The sequence below is a fragment of the Mycobacterium sp. NPDC051804 genome (genome assembly GCF_044452905.1).
In the GTDB taxonomy this organism is placed as follows: domain Bacteria; phylum Actinomycetota; class Actinomycetes; order Mycobacteriales; family Mycobacteriaceae; genus Mycobacterium.
Genome location: NZ_JBITCD010000007.1, coordinates 403,929 through 424,132, shown reverse-complemented (window position 1 = coordinate 424,132; position 20,204 = coordinate 403,929). Strand labels below are relative to the sequence as shown.

Sequence of the window (20,204 nt, the reverse complement as noted above, 5' to 3'; positions counted from 1 at the left end):
CAGACAGCCATGAATTCAATCACCACGCGCGCACTGGCCGGCTTGACCGGCGTCGTCGCGATCGTTGCTGTCGTCGCCCTCGCCATCGCACTCTTCCGCGGCGACTTCACCAAAACCGTTCCCGTCACGGTGATCTCGGACCGTGCCGGCCTGGTGATGAATCCCGACGCGAAAGTGAAGATGCGGGGCGTCGAAGTCGGCAGGGTTGCCTCGATCGCGACGAAGCCCGACGGCGGCGCGGTCCTGAAGTTGGACATGAATCCGTCCGAGCTGCACCTGATTCCGTCGAACGTCGCGGTGAACATCACCTCATCGACAGTGTTCGGCGCCAAGTACGTCGAGCTCGTCCCGCCGACGGATCCCTCTTCGCAGATACTGCGCGGGGGGCAGGTGATCGAAGGCCAACACGTCACGACCGAGGTCAACACCGTGTTCGAACGGCTGGTCACCGTGCTGGACAAGATCGACCCGGCGAAGCTCTCTGAGACCCTCGGCGCGGTGGCCACGGCCTTCAACGGTCGCGGTGAGAAGATCGGCCGGTCGCTTTCGGATTTCAACGCGTTCCTGGCCAAGATCAACCCCAGCCTGCCGAACCTGTCCCACGACATCGAAGCGTCCGTGGGCACGTTCTCCGCCTACGCCGATGCCTCACCCGACCTCGTTGCCACCTTGAACAATTCCATCCAGCTCAGCAACTCGATCGTCGAGGAACAACAGCATCTCGACGAATTCCTGATCAGTTCAATCGGTTTAGCCGATATCGGCAACGAGGTGATAGGCGGCAACCGCCAGGCACTGTCCGACACTTTGCGCGTGCTCGTTCCGACCACGGAACTGCTCGGGAAGTACCACGAAACGGTGGGCTGCGGCATCGGCGGGCTCGTCCCGTTCACGAAGGGCATCAATCAGTATTCGCACATCCTGTTCAACGCGAGCATCACGCTCGGCGTCGAGCGCTACCGGTGGCCCGAGGATCTACCCAAGGTTGCGGCCACGACCGGGGGTCGGTCCTTCTGTGCGGAGTTGGGACTGCCCGATGTGCCGGCGGAGTTCCGGCCACCGTTCCTCGTGGCGGACACCGGTTCCAATCCGTTCAAGTACGGGAATCAGGGGATGTTGCTCAACTCGGACGGGCTTAAGCAATGGCTGTTCGGGCCGATACCGGGACCGCCCCGGAACAGCGCGATGACCGGAATGCCGGGGTGACGCGGATGCGTGGAACATTTATCAAGTTCGGCATTTTCGCGGTCGTCATGGCCCTGTTGACGGGCTTCCTTTTCGCGACGTTCGCTCAAGTGAGAACGGGTTCGGTCAACGATTACTCCGCGGTCTTCAAAGATGCTTCGCGGCTGAAGACGGGAGACACGGTACGCGTCGCGGGCATCCGGGTAGGCACCGTGCAGGACGTCACCCTGACTGCGGATCGCAACGTTCTGGTGAAGTTCGACGCCGGAAAAGAAATCAAACTCACCGACGGCACCAAAGCTCAGGTCAAGTATCTGAACCTGGTCGGCGACCGCTACCTCGAACTCGTCGACGCACCGGGATCGACGAAAATCCTTCCGGCGGATGGCCAGATCCCCATCGACCGCACGGCGTCGGCACTGGACCTCGACCTGTTGCTCGGCGGGCTGAAGCCCGTGATCCGGGGGCTCAACCCACAGGACGTCAACGCGCTCTCGGCATCGCTGTTGCAGATACTGCAGGGTCAGGGCGGCACCATCGAATCGCTGTTCTCCAGGACGTCCTCGTTCTCGACCGAATTGGCGGACAACAACCAAGTGATCGAGCAACTGATCGACGACCTCAGGACGACGTTGAAGACGTTGTCCGAGGACGGAGAGCAGTTCAGCCAGGCGATCGACAAATTCGAGGAACTGGTGCAGGGCCTGTCGGAGGACCGCGATCCGATCGGTGAGGCCATCACCGCGCTGGACAACGGCACCGCCTCGCTGTCCGACCTGCTCGATAGGGCGCGGCCACCGCTGGACGGCACGATCGATCAGGTCAATCGACTCGCGGACATCCTGTACGGCGACAAGGACTCGTTCGACGCCACGCTCCAGCGCCTGCCCGACATCTACCGCAAGTTGGCGCGCGTGGGGTCCTACGGCGCGTTCTTCCCCTACTACATCTGCGGAATCGCGTTCCGTGCCAGCGATCTCGAGGGTCGCACCGTCCAGTTCCCCTGGATCAGACAAGAGACGGGGAGGTGCCGGGACGAATGAACAAGTACCGCGGATCCAGCCTCATCCGGGCGGGCGTAATCGGTGTGGTCCTCATCATCCTCGTGATCGCAGTCGGACTGCAGCCCGAGCGCCTGTATTCCTGGGCCACGTCGCTGCGCTACGAAGCGTTGTTCACCGAAGCGGGTGGCCTGACCGTCGGCAACGACGTGACGGTCTCCGGCATCAAGGTGGGGTCTGTGTCGTCGATCGCACTCGAGAACGGCGATGCGCTCGTCGGTTTCACGATCGACGGCAAGTACGCGTTGGGCTCCGACACGACGGCGCACATCCGCACCGGCACCCTGCTCGGTGAGCGTGTGCTGGCGCTGGAGTCAGAGGGCAGCGGCACGTTGTCACCGAACCAGGTCATTCCGGCCACCAGGACGTACTCGCCGTACTCGCTGACCGATGCGGTGAGCGAACTGACCGCCAACACGGCGGGCACCGAAACCGACACTCTCAGCCAGTCGTTGGACACGTTGGCCCAGACACTCGACCAGGTCGCCCCGGAGCTAGGACCGACGTTCGACGGGCTATCGCGGGTGTCGAAGGCTCTCAACGGCCGTAACGAGAGCCTTGCCGAATTGCTGAAGGCCGCGGGTGATGTCACCGGGATTCTGTCCGAACGCAGCCAGCAGCTGAACACGCTGATATTCAGCGCGAATGACCTGATCAGCACGCTGGATGACCGGCGCAATGCGATCGTCGAGCTGCTGGCGAACACGTCGGCGCTGTCCAGAAATCTGACGGGACTCGTCGCCGAGAACGAGAAGGAACTTGCTCCGGCGCTGGAAAAATTGAATGCGGTCAATCAGATGCTGGAAAGGAACCGCGACAACATCGGCAAGGCCTTGGTCGGCCTGCGCAAATACGAGCTGACGCAGGGCGAGATCGTCGCCAACGGCGCCTACTACAACGCGCTCGTCCCCAACATCCAACCGGCGCAGCTGCTGCAGCCGTTCCTGGATTATGCGTTCGGATTCCGGAACGGTGAGAACATCGGCCAACCGCCGGACACGGCCGGACCGCGTGCCCAACTGCCCTTCCCTGTCAACGGGATTCCACAACCAGGAGATCTCCCCGATGATGGCAACCCGTAAGCGTCTGGCGACGTGGGTCGCGATGCTACTGGCCGTCGTACTGGTGGCCGGGGCAGCATTCTTGGTGCGTCAGGTCTTCTTCGGGCCCAACACGATCACCGCCTATTTCCCTACGGCCACGGCCATTTACCCCGGCGATGAGGTGCGGGTGTCCGGCGTCAAGGTCGGCACCATCGACAGCATCGAACCCGAGGGCACGCAGACGAAACTGGTCCTCAAAGTCGACCGCGACGTCCCGGTGCCGGCGGGCGCCAAGGCGGTGATCGTTGCGCAGAATCTGATCTCGGCGCGCTACGTGCAGCTCACGCCGGCCTACCGGCAGGGCGACGGCCCGAAACTGGCCGACGGTGCGTCGATTCCCAGCGACCGTACCGCTGTCCCCGTGGAGTGGGATGAGGTCAAGACTCAGTTGATGCGTCTGGCAACCGAATTGGGACCCGAGCCTGGTTCGCAGGGCGCGGTCACGGATACGTCGGTTGGCAGGTTCATCAACAGCGCGGCGAACGCGATGGACGGCAACGGCGAAAAGCTCCGGTCGACCTTGGCCGAGTTGTCTGGTGTCGCAAGAATTTTCGCCGAGGGCAGTGGCAACATCGTCGATATCATCAAGAACCTACAGGTCTTCGTCAGCGCGCTGCGCGACAGCAAGCAGCAGATCGTTCTCTTCCAGAACCGGTTCGCCAGTCTCACCAGTCTGGTGAACAACAGCAGATCGGATCTCGACGCGGCCCTGACAGATCTGTCGACGACGATCGGCGAGGTGCAGCGCTTCGTCGCAGGCAGCCGTAGCCAAGTCTCCGAACAGATCAGAAGCCTTGCGGCCGTCACGCAGAACCTGGTGGACAACAAGATGCCGCTCGAGAACGTCCTGCACGTCGCGCCGAACGCGATCGCCAACTACCAGAATATCTACTACCCGCCGTCCGGCGGTGTGACCGGAGCGTTCTCGGTTGCCAACTTCGCCAACCCGGTCTGGTTCGTCTGCGGCATGATCGGCGGCGTCGCCAACACCACCGCGCCCGAGACGGCGAAACTCTGTGAGCAGTACCTCGGGCCCGCGCTGAAGACGATCAGTCTCAACAACCTGCCGCTGCCGATAAACCCCTACCTGCGGCCCACTCCCAAGCCGGAGAGTCTCATCTACACCGACCCGAAGCTCGCACCGGGAGGCGCGGGTCCGGGGGATGCTCCCGAACCGCCGCCCGCGGTGTCGGCATACATCGGTGCAGGCGATGTCGCGCCGCCGCCTGGTTATGGGGGAGTCGGACTGCCCGCGATGCCGAGGGGCCTGTACGGACACGATGAAGTGCCGGCCATCCCGTCGCCTGCGCTCTTCCCCGGCGCACCGATCCCGGGACCACCGAACATCCAACCGGGTCCGGGGCCGTCCGTGCAGAACATGCTGCTTCCGCCGGCCCCCGCGCCCGCGCCGCCGCCAGGACCGCTGTTGCCCGCGGAAGGGATGCCGCCGTCATGATCCGCCGGAATCCATTGAAGGCATTACTTGTTTCGGGCTGCTGCCTGGCCCTGACGATGACAGGCTGCGCCTACCAAGGTGTGAACTCATTGCCGCTACCCGGTGCGGTCGGTCGCGGATCCGACGCGGTCAAGTACACCGTTCAGGTCCCGAATGTCGCCACACTGGAGTCGAATTCGCCGGTCATGATCAACGACGTCATCGTCGGCAGCGTCGGCAAAATGACCGTTGACGCCTGGCACGCGAACGTCGAGATCTCGGTCAAGCCTGACGTCGTCGTACCGACGAACGCCATTGCTTCCGTGGCGCAGACCAGTCTGCTGGGGTCGATGCATCTGGCGCTGAATCCGCCGCTGGGCGAACAGCCGACCGGTCGCCTGCAACCGGGGAGCACGCTTCCGCTGAATAGGTCGTCAACCTATCCCACCACCGAGCAGACGCTGTCGTCGCTGTCGACGGTCGTCAACGCGGGCGGTCTGGGACAGATCGGCGATGTCATCCACAACTTCAGCGCGGCGATTTCAGGACGCGAACCCGAAATTCGTGAGCTACTCACGCGGCTGGACGAATTCGTCGGAACGCTCGATGCGCAGCGGGACAACATCGTCGAGACGATGAAAGAGCTGAATCGTGTTGCAGGCACGTTCGCGAACCAGCGTGAGGTGATCCAGCGGGCTCTGCGGGAGGTCCCGCCAGCGATCGATGTACTCATCAAAGAACGCCCGAATCTGACGGCCGCGTTGGAGAAGCTCGGCACCTTCAGCGACACCACAAGTCGGCTGGTCAACGACAGCGGTGACGATCTGGTGAGGAACTTGAAGGGGCTGTTCCCTGCGCTCAACGCGCTGGCCAACATCGGACCACAGCTGGGCCAGGCGCTGGTCTTCGCGACGGCGTTCCCTTATGGACCGGCCTTCGCCGACAAAATCGCCAAGGGCGATTACATCAATCTGCTCGCCACCTTCGACATCACCTATCCCCGGTTGAAGCGCACAATGCTCCTCGGAACCCGATGGGGCGACGAAAACGCCAAGCTCATCCCGGCACCGGGCGACCCCTACTTCATGAACTACGCCTACGACCCGATCATGGTCGGCGTTGCGCCGCCGCCGACCGAGGCTGCTGTGATCACACCGTCCTCGCCGGGCGCACCGCAGCCGCTGTTCGGGCCGGTGTTGCCGGTGCTTCCGCCGCCTCCGGCCAGACCGCATTTCGGTCCCGCACCGGTGCTGCAGCAATCGCAGATCTTCGCCGGTCCGTATGGTGCCGAGGTGCCCCCGGCGGGAGCTGAATTGCCGGCACCGCCGGTGGGAGGTGGTGGCTGATGCTGACCCGCTTCGTCCGCAACCAGCTGATCATCTTCACCGTCGCCTCGATCATCGGTGTGGCAGTGATGCTGTTTGCCTACATGCAGGTGCCCACGCTGCTCAATGTCGGTCGCCTCACCGTCACGCTGGAGTTGCCGGCGTCCGGTGGTCTCTATCGTTTCTCCAACGTGACTTACCGCGGTGTGCAGATCGGCGAGGTGAAGTCGGTATCGCTCACCGAGAACGGTGCCGAAGCGGTGATGTCACTCGACACGTCGCCCAAAATCCCTGCCGATCTCGAAGCCAACGTGCTCAGTGTGTCGGCGATCGGCGAGCAATACGTCGATCTGCGGCCGCGCACCGACTCCGGACCATATCTGGAGGATGGTTCGCGAATCACCGCGTCCAACACCACGATTCCGCAGCAGGTCGGCCCCATGCTGGACCAGATCAGCAATTTAGTGAATAGCGTTCCAGGCGACCGGATTTCGGATCTGCTCGACGAAACGTTCAAAGCGTTCAACGGCGCCGGGCCCGACTTCAGCTCGCTGATCGACTCAGGTGCGAAGCTCTCTGAGCAACTCAACACTGTCTCCGACGAGACGCGCGGGCTGATCGATGACAGTGGCCCACTGCTGGATTCGCAGGCCGAGACCGCCGACGCCATCCGGACGTGGGCGCGCAGTCTCGAGGGGATCAGTGCCCAGCTCGTGCAGAACGACCCCCAGATACGTACGCTCCTGGAGAACGGGCCGGGTTTCGCGCAAGAAGTGTCGGGCCTGCTGAATGACATCAAACCGACGTTGCCGGTGCTGCTCGCCAACCTCACCACTATTGGTCAGATATTGGTCACCTACAACCCGTCGCTCGAACAGCTTCTGGTGACTTTCCCGAACACACTCTCCGCCCAGCAGGCCTTCGGTCTTGGTAAGAACAACCCGACCGGCCTGGCGATCAGCGACTTCGCGCTGACCATCTCCGATCCGATCCCGTGCACGGTGGGCTTCCTGCCGCCGTCGCAGTGGCGCTCACCCGCCGACACCACCGTGATCGACACGCCGGACGACCTCTACTGCAAGCTGCCACAGGACTCCCCAATCGGGGTGCGCGGCGCCCGCAATTACCCGTGTATGGCTCATCCTGGCAAGCGCGCGCCGACCGTTGAGCTGTGCAACGATCCCGAGGGCTACAAGCCGACGGCCTTAAAAGAGCACACGTTTGGGCCGGCGCCATTCGATCCGAATGTCGTCTCGCAGGGATTCGACGTCGATGACCGCGTCGACTTCCGAGAACGGATTTTCGCTCAGCTACAGGGCACGCCGCTGCCGCCGGGTGCCGTGCCGTCGGGGACGCCACCCGGTATCCCCAACCCGCTCTACGAACCGATCGCGCCGACGCCGGCGGCGGCGGCGCCGCTGCCACCGCCACCTCCGTCACCGCTGCCCCTACCACCGCCGCCCCCGGGCAATTCGGTGAACGGTGTGCCGATCCCGGCCGCCCCGGCGGGTGCAGTCGCACCGGCACCCGGTGCCCCTCCCGCCACCGAGGTGCCGCATGGCGGTGGCGTGCCAGCGGCGCCAAGTGCGTTCAGCGGCAACGAAACCGACGGACCGTCGGTTGCGGCGGTGCCGTATGACCCGAACACCGGGCAGTACGTGACGCCCGACGGGCAGGTGCAGACGCTGACGAGCGTCGCCTCCGGACATGCACCCAAGTCGTGGAAAGACCTGTTGCCGATCTGACTCGGCGCTAGGGCACCTGCTCCAGCTTCATCGGTGTCTCGATGACGAGGGGCTTGTTGGTGCCGCACGAGCCGCTTGGGCTGACCGTTCGCTGGCGGCCGACTAGGAAATTGGTGATCTTCATATTTCGCTCGGTGGCGACCGGATCGAATCCCCAGAACTGAAACCTCTGCTCCCCGGGGGCGACGCCGCCGCCGGGGCAGAACTGCCATTCCGCGATGGTGCGGTCGACGACCCAGTACGTGTTCGGGTAGCCGTACCACAGCCGGGCGGTCCAACCCGCCGAACTCACTGCGGTTCCTTCGCATTCGACCGGACTGACACAGTCTGAAGACAGCGTCCACGTCTCGTCGATCGTCGGCATGTCCTTCCGGACGTCGTTGACCAAGGCGAAATTGCCGTTCGCGCGGTAGTGCCAGGTGCCGTTCAATTCGACGCCGAAGTTCGATGCCTGCGCGGCCGGCGGGTTCGCGGCGAGACTCGCGGCGACGGTCATGGCCACTACCGCACCGGCGGCGATCGTAAATCCACGCATAGCTCGAAAGCCTATCGTGGCCGGTAGCGATCCTCTTCGAAAGCGAGAATTTGATTCCCGCACATGTGAGAATGATTCGGTGCGATCCACTGTCGCAGTGCTTGCTGCAGCCCTAACCGCTGGCTCGATCATCGCGTCGCCTCCGGCCTCGGCCGGACCGACCCTCTGCAACGAGCCTAACTGTGTACCGGGCATCCAGCCGGGCGTCGTGCTGGGCTCATATTGCACCAACACCAAGTACTACGCGTTCGGCGTGACGTCATGGGGTCGGGTCGTGTTCTGCGGTACGCCAAGGCGCTACGAACCGCGCTGGTTCCGGTCACCGGAATTGCGCGGAATCAAGGACTACATGAGCGACTGCGCCGGTTATGACGGTGAGGTCGCCCAAGCGCCCGACGGCTTGTTCCTGACCTGCGTAACGCGCGAGGACGGCTTCCCGAGGTGGGAAAGCGGCGAACAGCTGCGCCCCGCCCCCTGAGTTCCTAACTGGCGGGTGTGAACTCGATGTTGATCTCGGTCAGCCCGCGCAGGATGAACGTCGGCTCGTACTCGTAACGGCGGGCGTCCAGCGGCCCGTGCTTCTCCTCGCTGACGGTGATGTCGACCAACCGGTCCAGGAGCCGCTCGATCGAGACCCTGCCCTCGACCCGAGCCAGAGGAGCGCCGGGGCACGAGTGAATGCCGCGGCTGAACGCGATGTGCTCGCGCACGTTCTTGCGATCGAGGGAGAACTCGTGCGGGTTCTCGAAGCGTTGCGGATCGCGGTTGGCGGCGCCGGGGCTCACCATCACTGTGGTTCCGGCGGGCACCGGGGTCTCGCCGAGTGTCGTTGACTTGCGGGCCATCCGGAACACGCTCTTGACCGGGCTGTCCATCCGTAGGCACTCCTCGACGAACACCGGGATGAGGCTGCGGTCGTCGCGCAGCTGCTGCTGGATGTCGGGCCGGTCGCTGAGCACACGCATTGCCGCACCGAGCAACTTCGCGGTCGTCTCCTGTCCGGCGGCGAACAGGAACGTCGCGGTGCGCACCACGTCGACCACCTCTGGGGTGGAGCCGTCGGGGTACTTCGCGGTCGCGATTGACGTCAGCACATCGTCGCGCGGGTTCTCGCGGCGTTCCTCGATGTACTGCGAGAACTTCTCGTCGGCCCACGCGAGTGGGTTCACAGCGATGACCTCGTGGTCGAGGCTTCCGATGTTGGTTCCCTCGCCCTGGGCGCCGAACGCCTGGCGGAAGTCTTCGTGGTCTTCCTCGGGCACGCCGAGGAGGTCGGCGACCACAAGAAGCGAGAAGGGCTTGGCGTACGCGTTGAGGAACTCGCAGTGGCCCGCGGAGATGAACTCGTCGATGTGGCGATCAGCCAGCCGCCACATGAAATCCTCGTTCTCCTTGAGCCGCTTGGGGGTCAGCAGCCGCGAGAGGACGGACCGAGCGTCGGTGTGATGTGGCGGATCCATCGTGACCATGTGCTCGTGCATGATGATTTCGGTGCGGTGCTCTTCGAGCTGCGCACAGATGTCGTCGCCCTCCGGTGTGAACGGCATCGGCGTGAAGGGGCCCATCACCGCGACACACGACGAGTAGTTCTCGGTGTCCTTGTAAACGGAGTTCGCCGCCTCCCAGCCGGTGACGGCCAACACGCCGTTGTTGATCGGACAGCACACCGGATCCTTGGACCGCACGTGGTCGTAATACGGATGCGGGTCGGGCACCAGCGACGGATCGGTGAAGTAGTCGATCGAGTCGAAATCCGTGGTCATCGTCTTGTGAGCCCTCCAGGTTCGGCGCATGTCTGCGTCGTGGCTGTGACTGAATCGGCCGCATGGGCGGGCCGGCTATCCGAATATGCTGAGCACCTGCTTAGCATGGCGCTAAGGTCAGGGTCAAGGACACGCGGCCGGTCGCCACTACGATCGGCGTGTCGTACCACGCGACGCCGAGAAAGAGGACTGATGCCATGGCTGAGGCTCCTGGGGGCCTGCGAAGGATCGGGGCGCCGGAGGCGAAGAATCGCGGCGTGCTGCTCGATGCCGCCGAGCAGCTGCTTCTCGAGGAGGGCTACGCCGCGGTCACGTCGCGCCGAGTTGCAGACAAGGCCGGACTCAAGCCCCAGCTTGTCCACTATTACTTCCGCACCATGGAGGATCTCTTCCTCGCGGTGTTCCGCCGGATGGCCGAGGCGGGGCTCAGCGTGCTCCAGACGGCACTCACATCGCCGCAGCCGCTGTGGTCGCTGTGGAGGTTCAGCACGCAGCCTGAGGCCACCAGACTGACAATGGAATTCATGGGTCTGGCCAATCACCGCAAGGCACTGCGTGCCGAGATCATCTATTACGCCGAACGATTCCGCGCAGAACAGAACGCGGCGATCGAGGCCGCGCTCGACCGCTACGGTGTGGTGTCCAAAGACGTCCCGCCTGTGGTGTGGACGGTGTTCGCTACGAGTGTGTCGCAGGGCCTGGTGATGGAACGCGCGCTGGGCATGACCACCGGTCACGCCGAAACGTTCGCGTATTGCGAGCAATGGATCCGGCGACTGGAGGGCGATCCGCTTCCCGTCGCTGATCCGTTGTGAATCAGCGGCTACCAGTTGCGAATTGAGCAGAGCGCACCCTTGGGTCCTTGATGCGTCTTGACGACGACGCCATCCACCGCCAGGACGCAGTGGACGTTCGGCGTCAGGCCCGTTTCGCCCCTCGCTACGACCATCGCCCAGTCGTCGGGATTGGCGAGCTGGACGTCGAGGTTCCACTGCTGATCGGGTCCGACGTCGGCCTCGACCTTCGGGGTGTAGACGTACGGGTTATGGCTGTAATCGGCCCAGTTGGGCGGGTCGATGTCGCGGTAGTAGATCTCGAGGTATGCCGGCCCCTCGGCGAAAACGGTGTACTTGACGTTGTGCAGCGGCGCCTGAGCGTTCGCAGGCACGGTCGCCACGGCGGCGGCCGAAGCGGCCAGGACGGTTGCCGAAGCGAGCCGGAGCAACGCTTCCGACCTCGAAACACGGGGTGTCGCTGGAAACTTCATTCCCCGAATTTTAGAACCATGTTTTCGCACGGTGTGCCGAATGCGCGATCTGACTCAGACCGACAGGATGGTCGCCGACGCGGTGCCTGGCGCGCCGTACACCTGCGCCAAACCGACCTTCGGCTCCCCGGGCACCTGCCGGTCGCCCGCCTCGCCACGAAGCTGGCGCACCAGCTCGTGGACCTGCCGCAGACCCGATGCGCCGATCGGTTCGCCGTTGGCGATCAGCCCGCCGTCGGTGTTGATCGGAATGGACCCGTGGATCTCGGTGGCTCCGTCGGCCAGCAGCTTCTCCTGTTCGCCGTCGGCGCACAGTCCGGTCTCGGCCATGTGGATCACCTCGGCGCCCGCGTCGGTGTCCTGGAGCTGGGCGATGTCGACATCGTCGGGACCGATTCCCGCCGCCTCGTAGGCCGCCTTGGCGGCGTACACCGTCGGAGACGGATCCTCGTCGAGCGGTGCGCACGTCGCGTGCACTTCGTACGCGCCGAAGGTGCGTGTACGAATCTCGCTGGCGCGCACGAACACCGGCTTGTCGGTGAACTTGTGCGCGATGTCTCCGCGGCACATGATCACCGCCGCCGCGCCCTCGTCGGGGGCGCAGAACATGTACTGGGTGAGTGGGTAGTTCAGCACGGCGGAGTTGAGGATCTCGTCGACGGAGATCTCCTTGCGGCGAAACGCGTTCGGGTTGAGCGCACCGTTGCGGAAGTTCTTGTTGGCCACCCGTGCCAGCGTCTCCTGCGAGATGCCGTGTTTGTGGATGTAGTGGTTGGCCTTGATGCCGAAGAACTTGGTGGTGACGAACTGACCGTTCTCGGCGTACCACTGCGGAAGGGCCAGCTTGGCGGGATCGTCGGTGAATGCGCCGCGGGGATGCTTGTCCAGACCGATGGCGATACCGATGTCGTACTTGCCGAGCCGGATCGTGTCGGCCGTCTGCTGGATCGCCGACGCCGCGGTCGCGCAGGCGTTGAACACGTTGGTGAAGGTGATACCGGTGAGGCCGACGAGACGTGTGACCGCGTCGGGGTTGGACACCTCGTAGCTACCGCCGAAGCCGAACTGAATGTCCTTCCACTCGACGCCGGCATCCGTCAGTGCCAGCTGGATCGCTTCGGCGCCCATCTCCATGGCCGTCTTGTCGAAGCGGCCGAATGGATGGAGCCCCACTCCGATGATGGCGACGTCGTTCGTCATTGGCTCTAAGTCCTCTCTACACCGGCTGGAACGCGAAGGTGATGATCTCGTTGCCCTCGTCGTCGGTCGTGAACGGCACCATGGTCAGCTCGACCTCCATGCCGAATTGCAGCTTCTCGGGGTCGTTTTCGGTGAGCCGGCCCTCGACGCGAATGACGTCATCGAGTTGGACCAGACCCACACCGAACGGCACGAAGTCCTTACCGGCAGGTCCTTTGTAGGGGGCGCCGGGCGGGAAGCCCTGGGTCGTCCAGGCGACCAGGGTGCCGGTGCGGGGGAGCCGCACGTCGGACATCTCGCCTGCGCTGCACTTGGGGCAGCGCTGCTGAATGGGGAAGGTGGTCGCCCCGCACACACCGCAGCGACTGCCGATCAGCTGCGGGTTCTCGTCGGGCCACGTGGAGATCTCGGGTGCGAGCGCTTTCTGGGTGGACACGGGTTTACCATAATTGGAAATGACGTTCTCGTCTAGAGAGAACTATGTCCGCATCAGCGGTTCGGCTCGCCTGCGATGACCCGCGGGATGTCCGCCTCGATTGCCGCGATGCGGGCGAGGTCCAGGCCCCATGGCCGGTCCACTCCGACTCGGCGATCGAGGTCCCACAACACGCACTGCTCACCCGGCTGCGCGACGAATGACCACGCGATCACCGTCCGGCGAAGCTGTTCGTCCATCGAATCCGCGACGGCATCGGCGGGTTGGCCACCATCGGGATGGTGATGCAGAAACCGGCCGTACGCCTTTTCGCAGAACGCGGCATAGCGCGCGGTGCACAGGATCAGGCCGTGCCACGCCTCGTCCACCGCGTGCGACGGCATCCCGATCACCTGATCGTCGCGCATCGCCGCCGCACAACACCTCAGCCACTGCCGCAGCCCGGCCTCGATGAGCTCACGTGGTTGCCACGGGCACGTCTTGAACACCGCGGGCGGAAGTTCGAGTTCCGTCACCGCAACAAGTACGCGATCTACCGGGTCGTCGCGCCGTCGCCACACGGCTTCACCCTAGGTCGGACGTGAAACTCGGCGTAGCCTTTGCCCATGAATACGGGGGTGCTCATAGGTATCGGGGTTGCGGCCACGGCGCTGATCGCGATCGCGATGGTCGTCGCCCGCAAGCGATCGAAATCGTCGCGTCGTTTTCGAGGTTCTCAGTCGCGCCTGGGTGGGATGAGCAGTGGGACCGACAAGGTCCACCTGCCCACTGAAGACCCGCTCTGGCAAGCGCATTCCAAACGCATGTCGGCGCGCAAACCGAAGAAACGCAAGGCCTGGGCGGCGGGGGCCGCCGGCGGAATGGGTGCCGGATATGGCGGCTGCGGTGGCGGCGGAGGTTGCGGCGGTGGCGGCTGCGGTGGCGGCGGCAGCTGACAAAGACTCCGGGTGTTGTAACCCGCGGCGTGCGTTAGCCTGCCCGTGTGGATGCCGATAAAGCGCAGATCGAGGACGTTCTGATTCGCTACGCCACCGGAATCGACTTCAAGGACTGGGCGCTGTTGCGCACCTGCTGGACCGAAGATGTCGACTGCGATTACGGCGAGGTCGGGCGGTACTCGGGCGTCGATGCCATCACCCAGCTGATGACGCAGATGCACGACGCCATGGGGCCGACGTATCACCGGCTGACGAACTTCACGATCACCGTCGACGGGGATCGGGCCACGGCCAGGTCCTATGTCTTCGCCCATCTGCAAGCGGTCCCCGACGATCCGGCCACTTGGGTTGAGGCGCTTGGGCATTACGATGACGAACTCGTCCGTACGCCGGATGGGTGGCGCATCGCCAAGCGCACCACGAATATCGCGAGGGTGCAGTCCGGTGTAACCGTGGTGCCGCAGTCATGAGCATTCTGCCGGGACCGATCCGTCAGATCGGTTACATCGTCGACGATCTGGATGCGGCGCTCGCGCCCTGGATCGAGTTGGGCGTCGGCCCGTTCTACGTTATGCGCGGAATCCCGATCAGCGCGTCCTACCGCGGCCAGCCATGTGAGGTGACGATCTCGATGGCGTTGGCCAACAGCGGGGAAATGCAGATCGAACTGATCCAACAAGAGGACAGCACCCCGAGCATCTATACCGAGTTCCTGCAAGCACGCGGCCCGGGTTATCACCAACTCGCTTACTGGACCGAGGATTTCGACGCCACGATGGCCTCGGTACGCGAGGCCGGCTGGTCGGTGGTGTGGCTCGGTGACGAGAATGTGGGCACGCGGTTCGCCTACCTCGAGCCACCGAACAGCCCGGCCACTGTCATCGAGCTCATGGAGGACAACGAAATCACCTCCGGCATGGGCAAGTTCATCCGCGATGCCGCAGTCGGCTGGGACGGCAGCGACCCGATTCGGGTGCTCGGCGGGTAAGGGTTCGCGCTCGTCAGCGCGCTACTTGTCGCGCTTCATCACCTTGTCGGCGGCGGCCCAGTGTTCGTCGCTAACCCATAGGCGTGCAAAGGCCGCGACGGCGTCGGTGGTCGTCGCACCCTTCATGACGCGCTTGATCTCACCCGCCGGACGGCGGGCCAGTGCGCGGGCGAGATCGCGCCAGCCGCTGTCGAACGACGCCCGTGGAATGACGCGGTCCACCAGCCCCAACCGTTCGGCGTCCGCGGCGCCGATGATGGATCCGGTGCCCGCCAGCAGCAGCGCCTTGCTATAGCCCACCAGTGCGACGAGACGTTCGGCCCCGCCCCACGCCGGCATTATCTCCAACGCCACCTGGTTGAAGCCGATCTTGATGTCGTCGGCGGCGATCCGGATGTCGGCCGAGACCGCGAACTCGGCGCCCCCGCCCAGCGCGTGCCCGTTCAACGCCGCGATCGTCGGACCGGGAAAGCCGGCGATTCGGTCGCAGATGGTCCGCATACGGAAAGCCATTGCCGAGGCGTCGAGTTCGGTGCGCAGCGCGCTCAGTTCCTTGAGGTCACCGCCGGAGACGAAGGCCCGGTCTCCCGCACCGGTGATGACGAGTGCCCGCGCACCCTCGGCGCCGTCGAGCGCCTTCTCCAGTTGGTCCATCGTCACCAGGGAGATGGCGTTGCGCGCGTGCGGTCGGTCGATGGTGATGACCGCCAGCCCGTCGTCCACATCGAGGTCGACCATCGAGCGTTCTCCGTCTTCGGTATTGGCATTCTCTCTAGCGGAGAATAGCATCGTTGCCCGACGCGGAGGTGCAGCCGAATTCATGCGAAACATCCCTGATGACTTGACCAAACGGTATGTCGCCGAAGGCTGGTGGACGGAGGAAACACTCGGGGATCTGGTGGCCGGCGGGCTGGCGGCCAACCCCACGGCCGCCTTCCACGTGCATTCCGCGGTCCGGCCATTCTCCGGAACTTTCGGTGACGTCGAGATCCAGGCTCGCAGGTTGGCCGCGGGACTTCGGTCGCGTGGCGTCGGGCCGGGTGACGTCGTCGCCATCCAGCTGCCGAACTGGATGGAGGCCGCCGCCGCGTTCTGGGCGTCCACGTTCCTGGGTGCGGTCGTCGTGCCGATCGTGCATTTCTACGGGCGCAAAGAACTCAGCCACATCATGTCGACGGCGCGGCCGAAGGTCTTCATCACCACCGCCGAGTTCGGCCGGATGACGTTCCACGCCGACCTCTGCGCGGACGTGCCGATCGTCGGGCTGGTGGGTGACACGTTCGACGACCTTCTCGCGGACGACCCGATGCCCGGCACCATCGGCGCGGACCCCGCGAGCCCGGCGCTGATCGCTTTCACCTCGGGTACGACAAGCAACCCCAAGGGCGTCATCCACAGCCACCAGACCCTCGGTTTCGAGACGCGTCAGCTCCTCGAGAACTACCCCCCCGACCGCGGCAGACAGCTGACCGCAACGCCGGTAGGGCACTTCATCGGGATGCTCGGTGCGTTCCTCATCCCGGTGCTCGAAGGTGCGCCCATCGATCTGTGCGACGTATGGGACCCGGGCCGCGTACTCGAGCTCATCGAACGTGACGGGTTGTCGATCGGGGGCGGTCCGCCGTACTTCGTCACGAGCGTGCTCGACCATCCGGACTGCACACCGAACCACATTCGCCACTTCACCACGGTCGGGTTGGGCGGCTCGACCGTTCCGGCAGCGGTGACCCGGCGGCTGGCCGATCTCGGAATGTTCGTGTTCCGCTCCTATGGCAGCACCGAGCACCCTTCAATCACCGGGTCCCGCCGCAGTGCGCCGGAGGACAAGCGGCTGTTCACCGATGGCGATGTCCGGCCCGGCGTGGAGATCCGACTCGGGCCTGACGGCGAGATCTTCAGCCGGGGGCCCGATCTGTGCCTCGGCTACACCGACGACGCGCTGACCGAGCGCGCGTTCGACGCCGACGGTTGGTACCGCACCGGCGACGTCGGCGTCCTCGACGACGACGGCTACCTCACGATCACCGACCGCAAGGCCGACGTGATCATCCGGGGCGGGGAGAACATCAGCGCGCTCGAGGTCGAAGAAGTTCTGCTCGGTATGCCCGCTGTCGTGGAGGCCGTGGTGGTCGCAGTGCCCGACGACCGGCTTGGCGAACGCGCGGCCGCGGTGCTGCGGGTGCGCGACGGTCAGGACATGCCCTCGCTGGACGAGGTACGCGAGCACTTCAAGGGGGAGGGCGTCGCGGTCCAGAAGTGGCCCGAGGAACTGCACCGGGTAGACGACTATCCGCGCACCGCGAGCGGCAAGGTGCAGAAGTTTCGCGTCCGGCAGTCACTGCAAGAGTGAGCGGCCGGCAGCCTGGCGGTAACGCCATTACCACTGCGGCCAAAACCTTGTTACCATGCCAACAGGAGAATAGGATTCTCGTAAGAGGATAAGGAGTCTTTCATGGGCCAACTGTCGCACCGGGTCGACATTCCGTTTCCGCTGTTCGACGCCGACAACCATCTCTACGAGCCGCCGGAGGCGATGACCAAGTACCTCCCCAAGGAGTACAAGGACATCGTCCAGTACATCGAGATCAACGGCCGCACCAAGATCGCGCTCAACGGTGTGATCAGCAACTACATCCCGAACCCCACGTTCTCGGTGGTCGCCAAGCCAGGCGCGTGGGAGGAGTACTTCAAATTCGGAAACCCCGACGGTAAGAGCAAGCGCGAGCTGTTCGGTGAGCCGATGCGCGCCATTCCGGCGTTCTTCGAGCCCGAGCCGCGGCTGGAGAAGATGAACGAGCTGGGCATCGACCGCTCACTGATGTTCCCAACGCTGGCCAGCCTGATCGAGGAGCGTCTGGCCAACGACCCGGTCGCCATCCACGTGATCATCCACGCGCTCAACGAGTGGCTGCACGAGGTGTGGGGCTTCAACTATCAGAACCGCATCTTCACGACGCCAGTGATCACCCTGCCGATCGTCGAAAAGGCGATCGAGGAGCTGGAGTGGTGCGTCAAGCGCGGTGCCCGCGCCATCCTCATCCGGCCCGCGCCGGTGCCTGGTTTCCGCGGCCCGCGGTCGTTCGCGCTGCCCGAGTTCGATCCCTTCTGGGAGCGCGTCGTCGAGTACGACATCTTCGTCGGTATGCACTCGTCTGACAGTGGCTACTCCCGATACACCTCCGAGTGGGACGGAGCGGCACAGGAGATGCTGCCGTTCCAGACCAACGCCATGTCGATCCTCAACGAATGGCGCCCGATTCAGGATGCGGTGGCCTCCTGGGTGATTCACGGCGCGCTGTTCCGCTTCCCGAAGCTGAAGGTGGGCATCGTCGAAGCCGGCTCGAAGTGGATGTTCCCGCTGCTGGATTCGATGGCAGAGGTATGGAAGAAGGCGCCGGAGGCCTTCCTCGGCAACCCGATCGAGGAGATCAAGAACCGCATCTACGTCAGCCCGTTCTACGAGGAGGGCATCGATCAGCTGATCAATCTGATCGGCGTGGATCAGGTGCTGTACGGCTCCGACTGGCCGCACCCGGAGGGCCTGGCAGAGCCGACCCACTACGTGACCGCGCTCGAACACCTCGCGCTCGAGGATCAGGCGAAGATCATGGGCGGCAACCTCGGCCGCCTTGTCACCGTGTGACGGGTACGCAACCTTTTCAGACCATCCCCGAGATGGTCTTGAGCGCGGCGGACCGGTTCGGCGACGCGGAAGCGGTTGTCGACGGTCCGCTGCGCCTCACCTTCACTGAGGTCGTCGATCGGATTTGTTGCGCGGCAGGGGCCTTCGCGGACTTCGGTGTGGAGAAGGGTGACCGGGTCGCCGTCTGGGCACCGAATTCTGCGGAATGGATGATCGCCGCATTCGGAATCATGACCGCAGGCGCGGTGCTGGTCCCGGTGAACACCCGCTTCAAAGCCGACGAGGCCGCTGACATCATCGTCCGCAGCGGAGCCAAGGCCGTCATGGTGCAACAGGGCTTCCTCGACCAGGACTATGCCGCACCCTCCGGGGTGCCGGTCATCGATCTGAAGTCCGGTTTCCTGTCGTCGGGCTCACCTCTGCACCGCCGGGTCAGCGGAGACGACATCTCCGACATCATCTTCACTTCGGGCACGACCGGCAGGCCCAAGGGCGCCAGGATGAACCATCTCCAGACGCTGCGCGCCTACGAGGAGTGGGCGACTCTGGCGGATCTGCGGAACGGCGACCGCTACCTGATGATCAACCCGTACTTCCACACCTTCGGGTTGAAGGCGGGTCTGGTCGCGTCGTTCCTGCGCGGTGCGACGATGGTGCCGCTGGCGGTGTTCGACGTCGATCGTGTGGTGGAACTCGTTGAGGCCGAACGCATCACGATGCTGCCGGGCCCGCCGACGCTGTACCACTCGCTGCTCACCATCGCTGACAAGGCCAGGCTGTCCACGCTGCGGGCGGCGGTCACAGGTGCGGCAGACATACCCGTCGAACTCATTCGGCGAATTCGCGATGATCTGCCCTTCGAGTCGCTGATGACGGGCTACGGACTCACCGAGGCGGGCAACGTCACGCTGTCACGGCCGGGTGACTCACCCGAAGACGTCGCGACCACCGCGGGCCTGCCATGCGAAGACGTCGAGGTGTGTATCGCCGACGACGGCGAGGTATTGGTGCGGGGCTACAACGTCATGCAGGGATACCTCGACGATCCGGTCGCCACCGCAGAGGCGATCGACGACGACGGCTGGCTGCACACCGGCGATCTCGGCACGCTCGACGCCGCAGGAAGGCTGCGGATCGTCGGCCGCAAGAAGGACATGTTCATCGTCGGCGGATTCAACGCCTACCCCGCCGAGATCGAGGGCTTCCTGCTCGAACACCCGGCGATCGCGCAGGTGGCGGTAATCGGGGTGCCTGACGAGCGCATGGGGCAGGTGGGCAAGGCGTTCATCGTGATGAACGACAACGGACCTGCGGTCAGCAGCGACGACCTCATCGAGTGGAGCCGCGAACGAATGGCGGGTTTCAAGGTGCCCCGGTATGTAGAGTTCCTCGACAAGCTGCCGTTGAACGCCACCGGCAAGGTGGTGAAGGACGACTTGAAGAAGCTGCACAGCTGAGCGTGCGCACAGCGTGTAAATAGCATTTCCGCAGGAAGGGCGGCGTTGGCCGGGCCTCCCAAGGGAAGGTATCGTCGCGGCGATACGCAAAAAAGGAAAATGGCATTCTCGTGAGTAGTGCGA

At 64.3% G+C, this 20,204-nt stretch carries 21 protein-coding genes; 14 read left to right on the top strand and 7 right to left on the bottom strand.

Annotated features, from left to right (window positions below):
• The first annotated feature begins 9 nt into the window (after positions 1-9).
• Genes ACIA48_RS27935 through ACIA48_RS27910 form a run of 6 tightly spaced genes read left to right on the top strand, consistent with a single transcriptional unit; the run spans position 10 to position 7,854 of the window.
• Positions 10-1,206, top strand: coding sequence for an MCE family protein (locus tag ACIA48_RS27935; RefSeq protein WP_396739176.1), 1,197 nt, complete (start codon positions 10-12; stop codon positions 1,204-1,206).
• Positions 1,203-2,228, top strand: a complete 1,026-nt coding sequence (locus ACIA48_RS27930; protein ID WP_396739174.1) for an MCE family protein — start codon at positions 1,203-1,205, stop codon at positions 2,226-2,228. Before ACIA48_RS27935 ends, ACIA48_RS27930 begins: the two co-directional genes overlap by 4 nt.
• On the top strand, positions 2,225-3,328 hold the full coding sequence (locus ACIA48_RS27925; RefSeq protein WP_396739172.1) for an MCE family protein: 1,104 nt from the start codon (positions 2,225-2,227) through the stop codon (positions 3,326-3,328). Before ACIA48_RS27930 ends, ACIA48_RS27925 begins: the two co-directional genes overlap by 4 nt.
• Complete coding sequence (locus tag ACIA48_RS27920) at positions 3,312-4,805, top strand: MCE family protein (protein WP_396739170.1); 1,494 nt, start codon at positions 3,312-3,314, stop codon at positions 4,803-4,805. The genes ACIA48_RS27925 and ACIA48_RS27920 overlap by 17 nt, the downstream gene beginning before the upstream one ends.
• Positions 4,802-6,130, top strand: a complete 1,329-nt coding sequence (locus ACIA48_RS27915; RefSeq protein ID WP_396739168.1) for an MCE family protein — start codon at positions 4,802-4,804, stop codon at positions 6,128-6,130. Before ACIA48_RS27920 ends, ACIA48_RS27915 begins: the two co-directional genes overlap by 4 nt.
• Positions 6,130-7,854, top strand: a complete 1,725-nt coding sequence (locus tag ACIA48_RS27910; protein ID WP_396739166.1) for an MCE family protein — start codon at positions 6,130-6,132, stop codon at positions 7,852-7,854. The genes ACIA48_RS27915 and ACIA48_RS27910 overlap by 1 nt, the downstream gene beginning before the upstream one ends.
• Before the next feature lie 7 nt (positions 7,855-7,861).
• On the opposite strand, the gene ACIA48_RS27905 is transcribed toward ACIA48_RS27910, so the two are convergent.
• The gene (locus ACIA48_RS27905) at positions 7,862-8,389 is read right to left on the bottom strand and encodes a hypothetical protein (protein WP_396739165.1); all 528 of its coding nucleotides are present in this window, start codon (positions 8,387-8,389) and stop codon (positions 7,862-7,864) included.
• Positions 8,390-8,468: 79 nt separating this feature from the next.
• Here ACIA48_RS27905 and ACIA48_RS27900 point away from each other — a divergent pair, with 79 nt between their 5' ends.
• Positions 8,469-8,867: a hypothetical protein gene (locus ACIA48_RS27900; protein ID WP_396739163.1), complete on the top strand. Its 399-nt coding sequence runs from the start codon at positions 8,469-8,471 to the stop codon at positions 8,865-8,867.
• A 4-nt stretch (positions 8,868-8,871) separates the two neighbouring features.
• Here ACIA48_RS27900 and ACIA48_RS27895 read toward each other — a convergent pair whose 3' ends face one another.
• Entirely contained in the window at positions 8,872-10,152 is a 1,281-nt protein-coding gene (locus tag ACIA48_RS27895; RefSeq protein ID WP_396739161.1) for a cytochrome P450, read from the bottom strand.
• Positions 10,153-10,349: 197 nt separating this feature from the next.
• On the opposite strand from ACIA48_RS27895, the gene ACIA48_RS27890 reads away from it, so the two are divergent.
• Complete coding sequence (locus tag ACIA48_RS27890; RefSeq protein ID WP_396739159.1) at positions 10,350-10,967, top strand: TetR/AcrR family transcriptional regulator; 618 nt, start codon at positions 10,350-10,352, stop codon at positions 10,965-10,967.
• A gap of 8 nt (positions 10,968-10,975) precedes the next feature.
• Here ACIA48_RS27890 and ACIA48_RS27885 read toward each other — a convergent pair whose 3' ends face one another.
• The 4 genes from ACIA48_RS27885 to ACIA48_RS27870 are packed head-to-tail and all read right to left on the bottom strand — an operon-like array spanning position 10,976 to position 13,615.
• Entirely contained in the window at positions 10,976-11,419 is a 444-nt protein-coding gene (locus ACIA48_RS27885) for a hypothetical protein (protein ID WP_396739157.1), read from the bottom strand.
• A gap of 54 nt (positions 11,420-11,473) precedes the next feature.
• A complete protein-coding gene (locus ACIA48_RS27880) occupies positions 11,474-12,619 on the bottom strand; it encodes a thiolase family protein (RefSeq protein WP_396739155.1) in 1,146 nt (381 codons plus the stop codon).
• Between the two features lie 16 nt (positions 12,620-12,635).
• Positions 12,636-13,055 (bottom strand): Zn-ribbon domain-containing OB-fold protein, encoded by a 420-nt coding sequence (locus ACIA48_RS27875; RefSeq protein ID WP_396739153.1) that lies wholly within the window; start codon positions 13,053-13,055, stop codon positions 12,636-12,638.
• 53 nt (positions 13,056-13,108) lie between these two features.
• Positions 13,109-13,615: a hypothetical protein gene (locus ACIA48_RS27870; RefSeq protein WP_396739151.1), complete on the bottom strand. Its 507-nt coding sequence runs from the start codon at positions 13,613-13,615 to the stop codon at positions 13,109-13,111.
• A 45-nt stretch (positions 13,616-13,660) separates the two neighbouring features.
• Between ACIA48_RS27870 and ACIA48_RS27865 the strand changes: the two genes are divergently transcribed.
• The 3 genes from ACIA48_RS27865 to ACIA48_RS27855 are packed head-to-tail and all read left to right on the top strand — an operon-like array spanning position 13,661 to position 14,981.
• Entirely contained in the window at positions 13,661-13,990 is a 330-nt protein-coding gene (locus ACIA48_RS27865) for a hypothetical protein (protein WP_396739149.1), read from the top strand.
• 47 nt (positions 13,991-14,037) lie between these two features.
• Positions 14,038-14,463, top strand: a complete 426-nt coding sequence (locus ACIA48_RS27860) for a nuclear transport factor 2 family protein (protein ID WP_396739147.1) — start codon at positions 14,038-14,040, stop codon at positions 14,461-14,463.
• The gene (locus ACIA48_RS27855) at positions 14,460-14,981 is read left to right on the top strand and encodes a VOC family protein (RefSeq protein WP_396739145.1); all 522 of its coding nucleotides are present in this window, start codon (positions 14,460-14,462) and stop codon (positions 14,979-14,981) included. The genes ACIA48_RS27860 and ACIA48_RS27855 overlap by 4 nt, the downstream gene beginning before the upstream one ends.
• Before the next feature lie 21 nt (positions 14,982-15,002).
• On the opposite strand, the gene ACIA48_RS27850 is transcribed toward ACIA48_RS27855, so the two are convergent.
• Positions 15,003-15,719 (bottom strand): enoyl-CoA hydratase/isomerase family protein, encoded by a 717-nt coding sequence (locus tag ACIA48_RS27850; protein ID WP_396739143.1) that lies wholly within the window; start codon positions 15,717-15,719, stop codon positions 15,003-15,005.
• An 82-nt stretch (positions 15,720-15,801) separates the two neighbouring features.
• Here ACIA48_RS27850 and ACIA48_RS27845 point away from each other — a divergent pair, with 82 nt between their 5' ends.
• The 3 genes from ACIA48_RS27845 to ACIA48_RS27835 all read left to right on the top strand — a co-directional run bounded on the left by ACIA48_RS27845 (position 15,802) and on the right by ACIA48_RS27835 (position 20,081).
• Positions 15,802-17,331 (top strand): AMP-binding protein, encoded by a 1,530-nt coding sequence (locus ACIA48_RS27845; protein WP_396739142.1) that lies wholly within the window; start codon positions 15,802-15,804, stop codon positions 17,329-17,331.
• A gap of 102 nt (positions 17,332-17,433) precedes the next feature.
• Positions 17,434-18,624 (top strand): amidohydrolase family protein, encoded by a 1,191-nt coding sequence (locus tag ACIA48_RS27840; RefSeq protein WP_396739141.1) that lies wholly within the window; start codon positions 17,434-17,436, stop codon positions 18,622-18,624.
• Positions 18,621-20,081, top strand: a complete 1,461-nt coding sequence (locus ACIA48_RS27835; RefSeq protein WP_396739139.1) for a FadD3 family acyl-CoA ligase — start codon at positions 18,621-18,623, stop codon at positions 20,079-20,081. Before ACIA48_RS27840 ends, ACIA48_RS27835 begins: the two co-directional genes overlap by 4 nt.
• The last annotated feature ends 123 nt before the right edge of the window (positions 20,082-20,204 follow it).

Coding starts and splice junctions, on each gene's coding strand:
- ACIA48_RS27935 (WP_396739176.1), top strand. CDS start 10: ATGAATTCAATCACCACGCGCGCACTGGCCGGCTTGACCGGCGTCGTC.
- ACIA48_RS27925 (WP_396739172.1), top strand. CDS start 2,225: ATGAACAAGTACCGCGGATCCAGCCTCATCCGGGCGGGCGTAATCGGT.
- ACIA48_RS27920 (WP_396739170.1), top strand. CDS start 3,312: ATGATGGCAACCCGTAAGCGTCTGGCGACGTGGGTCGCGATGCTACTG.
- ACIA48_RS27915 (WP_396739168.1), top strand. CDS start 4,802: ATGATCCGCCGGAATCCATTGAAGGCATTACTTGTTTCGGGCTGCTGC.
- ACIA48_RS27910 (WP_396739166.1), top strand. CDS start 6,130: ATGCTGACCCGCTTCGTCCGCAACCAGCTGATCATCTTCACCGTCGCC.
- ACIA48_RS27905 (WP_396739165.1), bottom strand. CDS start 8,389: ATGCGTGGATTTACGATCGCCGCCGGTGCGGTAGTGGCCATGACCGTC.
- ACIA48_RS27895 (WP_396739161.1), bottom strand. CDS start 10,152: ATGACCACGGATTTCGACTCGATCGACTACTTCACCGATCCGTCGCTG.
- ACIA48_RS27890 (WP_396739159.1), top strand. CDS start 10,350: ATGGCTGAGGCTCCTGGGGGCCTGCGAAGGATCGGGGCGCCGGAGGCG.
- ACIA48_RS27885 (WP_396739157.1), bottom strand. CDS start 11,419: ATGAAGTTTCCAGCGACACCCCGTGTTTCGAGGTCGGAAGCGTTGCTC.
- ACIA48_RS27880 (WP_396739155.1), bottom strand. CDS start 12,619: ATGACGAACGACGTCGCCATCATCGGAGTGGGGCTCCATCCATTCGGC.
- ACIA48_RS27865 (WP_396739149.1), top strand. CDS start 13,661: ATGAATACGGGGGTGCTCATAGGTATCGGGGTTGCGGCCACGGCGCTG.
- ACIA48_RS27855 (WP_396739145.1), top strand. CDS start 14,460: ATGAGCATTCTGCCGGGACCGATCCGTCAGATCGGTTACATCGTCGAC.
- ACIA48_RS27850 (WP_396739143.1), bottom strand. CDS start 15,719: ATGGTCGACCTCGATGTGGACGACGGGCTGGCGGTCATCACCATCGAC.
- ACIA48_RS27845 (WP_396739142.1), top strand. CDS start 15,802: ATGCGAAACATCCCTGATGACTTGACCAAACGGTATGTCGCCGAAGGC.
- ACIA48_RS27840 (WP_396739141.1), top strand. CDS start 17,434: ATGGGCCAACTGTCGCACCGGGTCGACATTCCGTTTCCGCTGTTCGAC.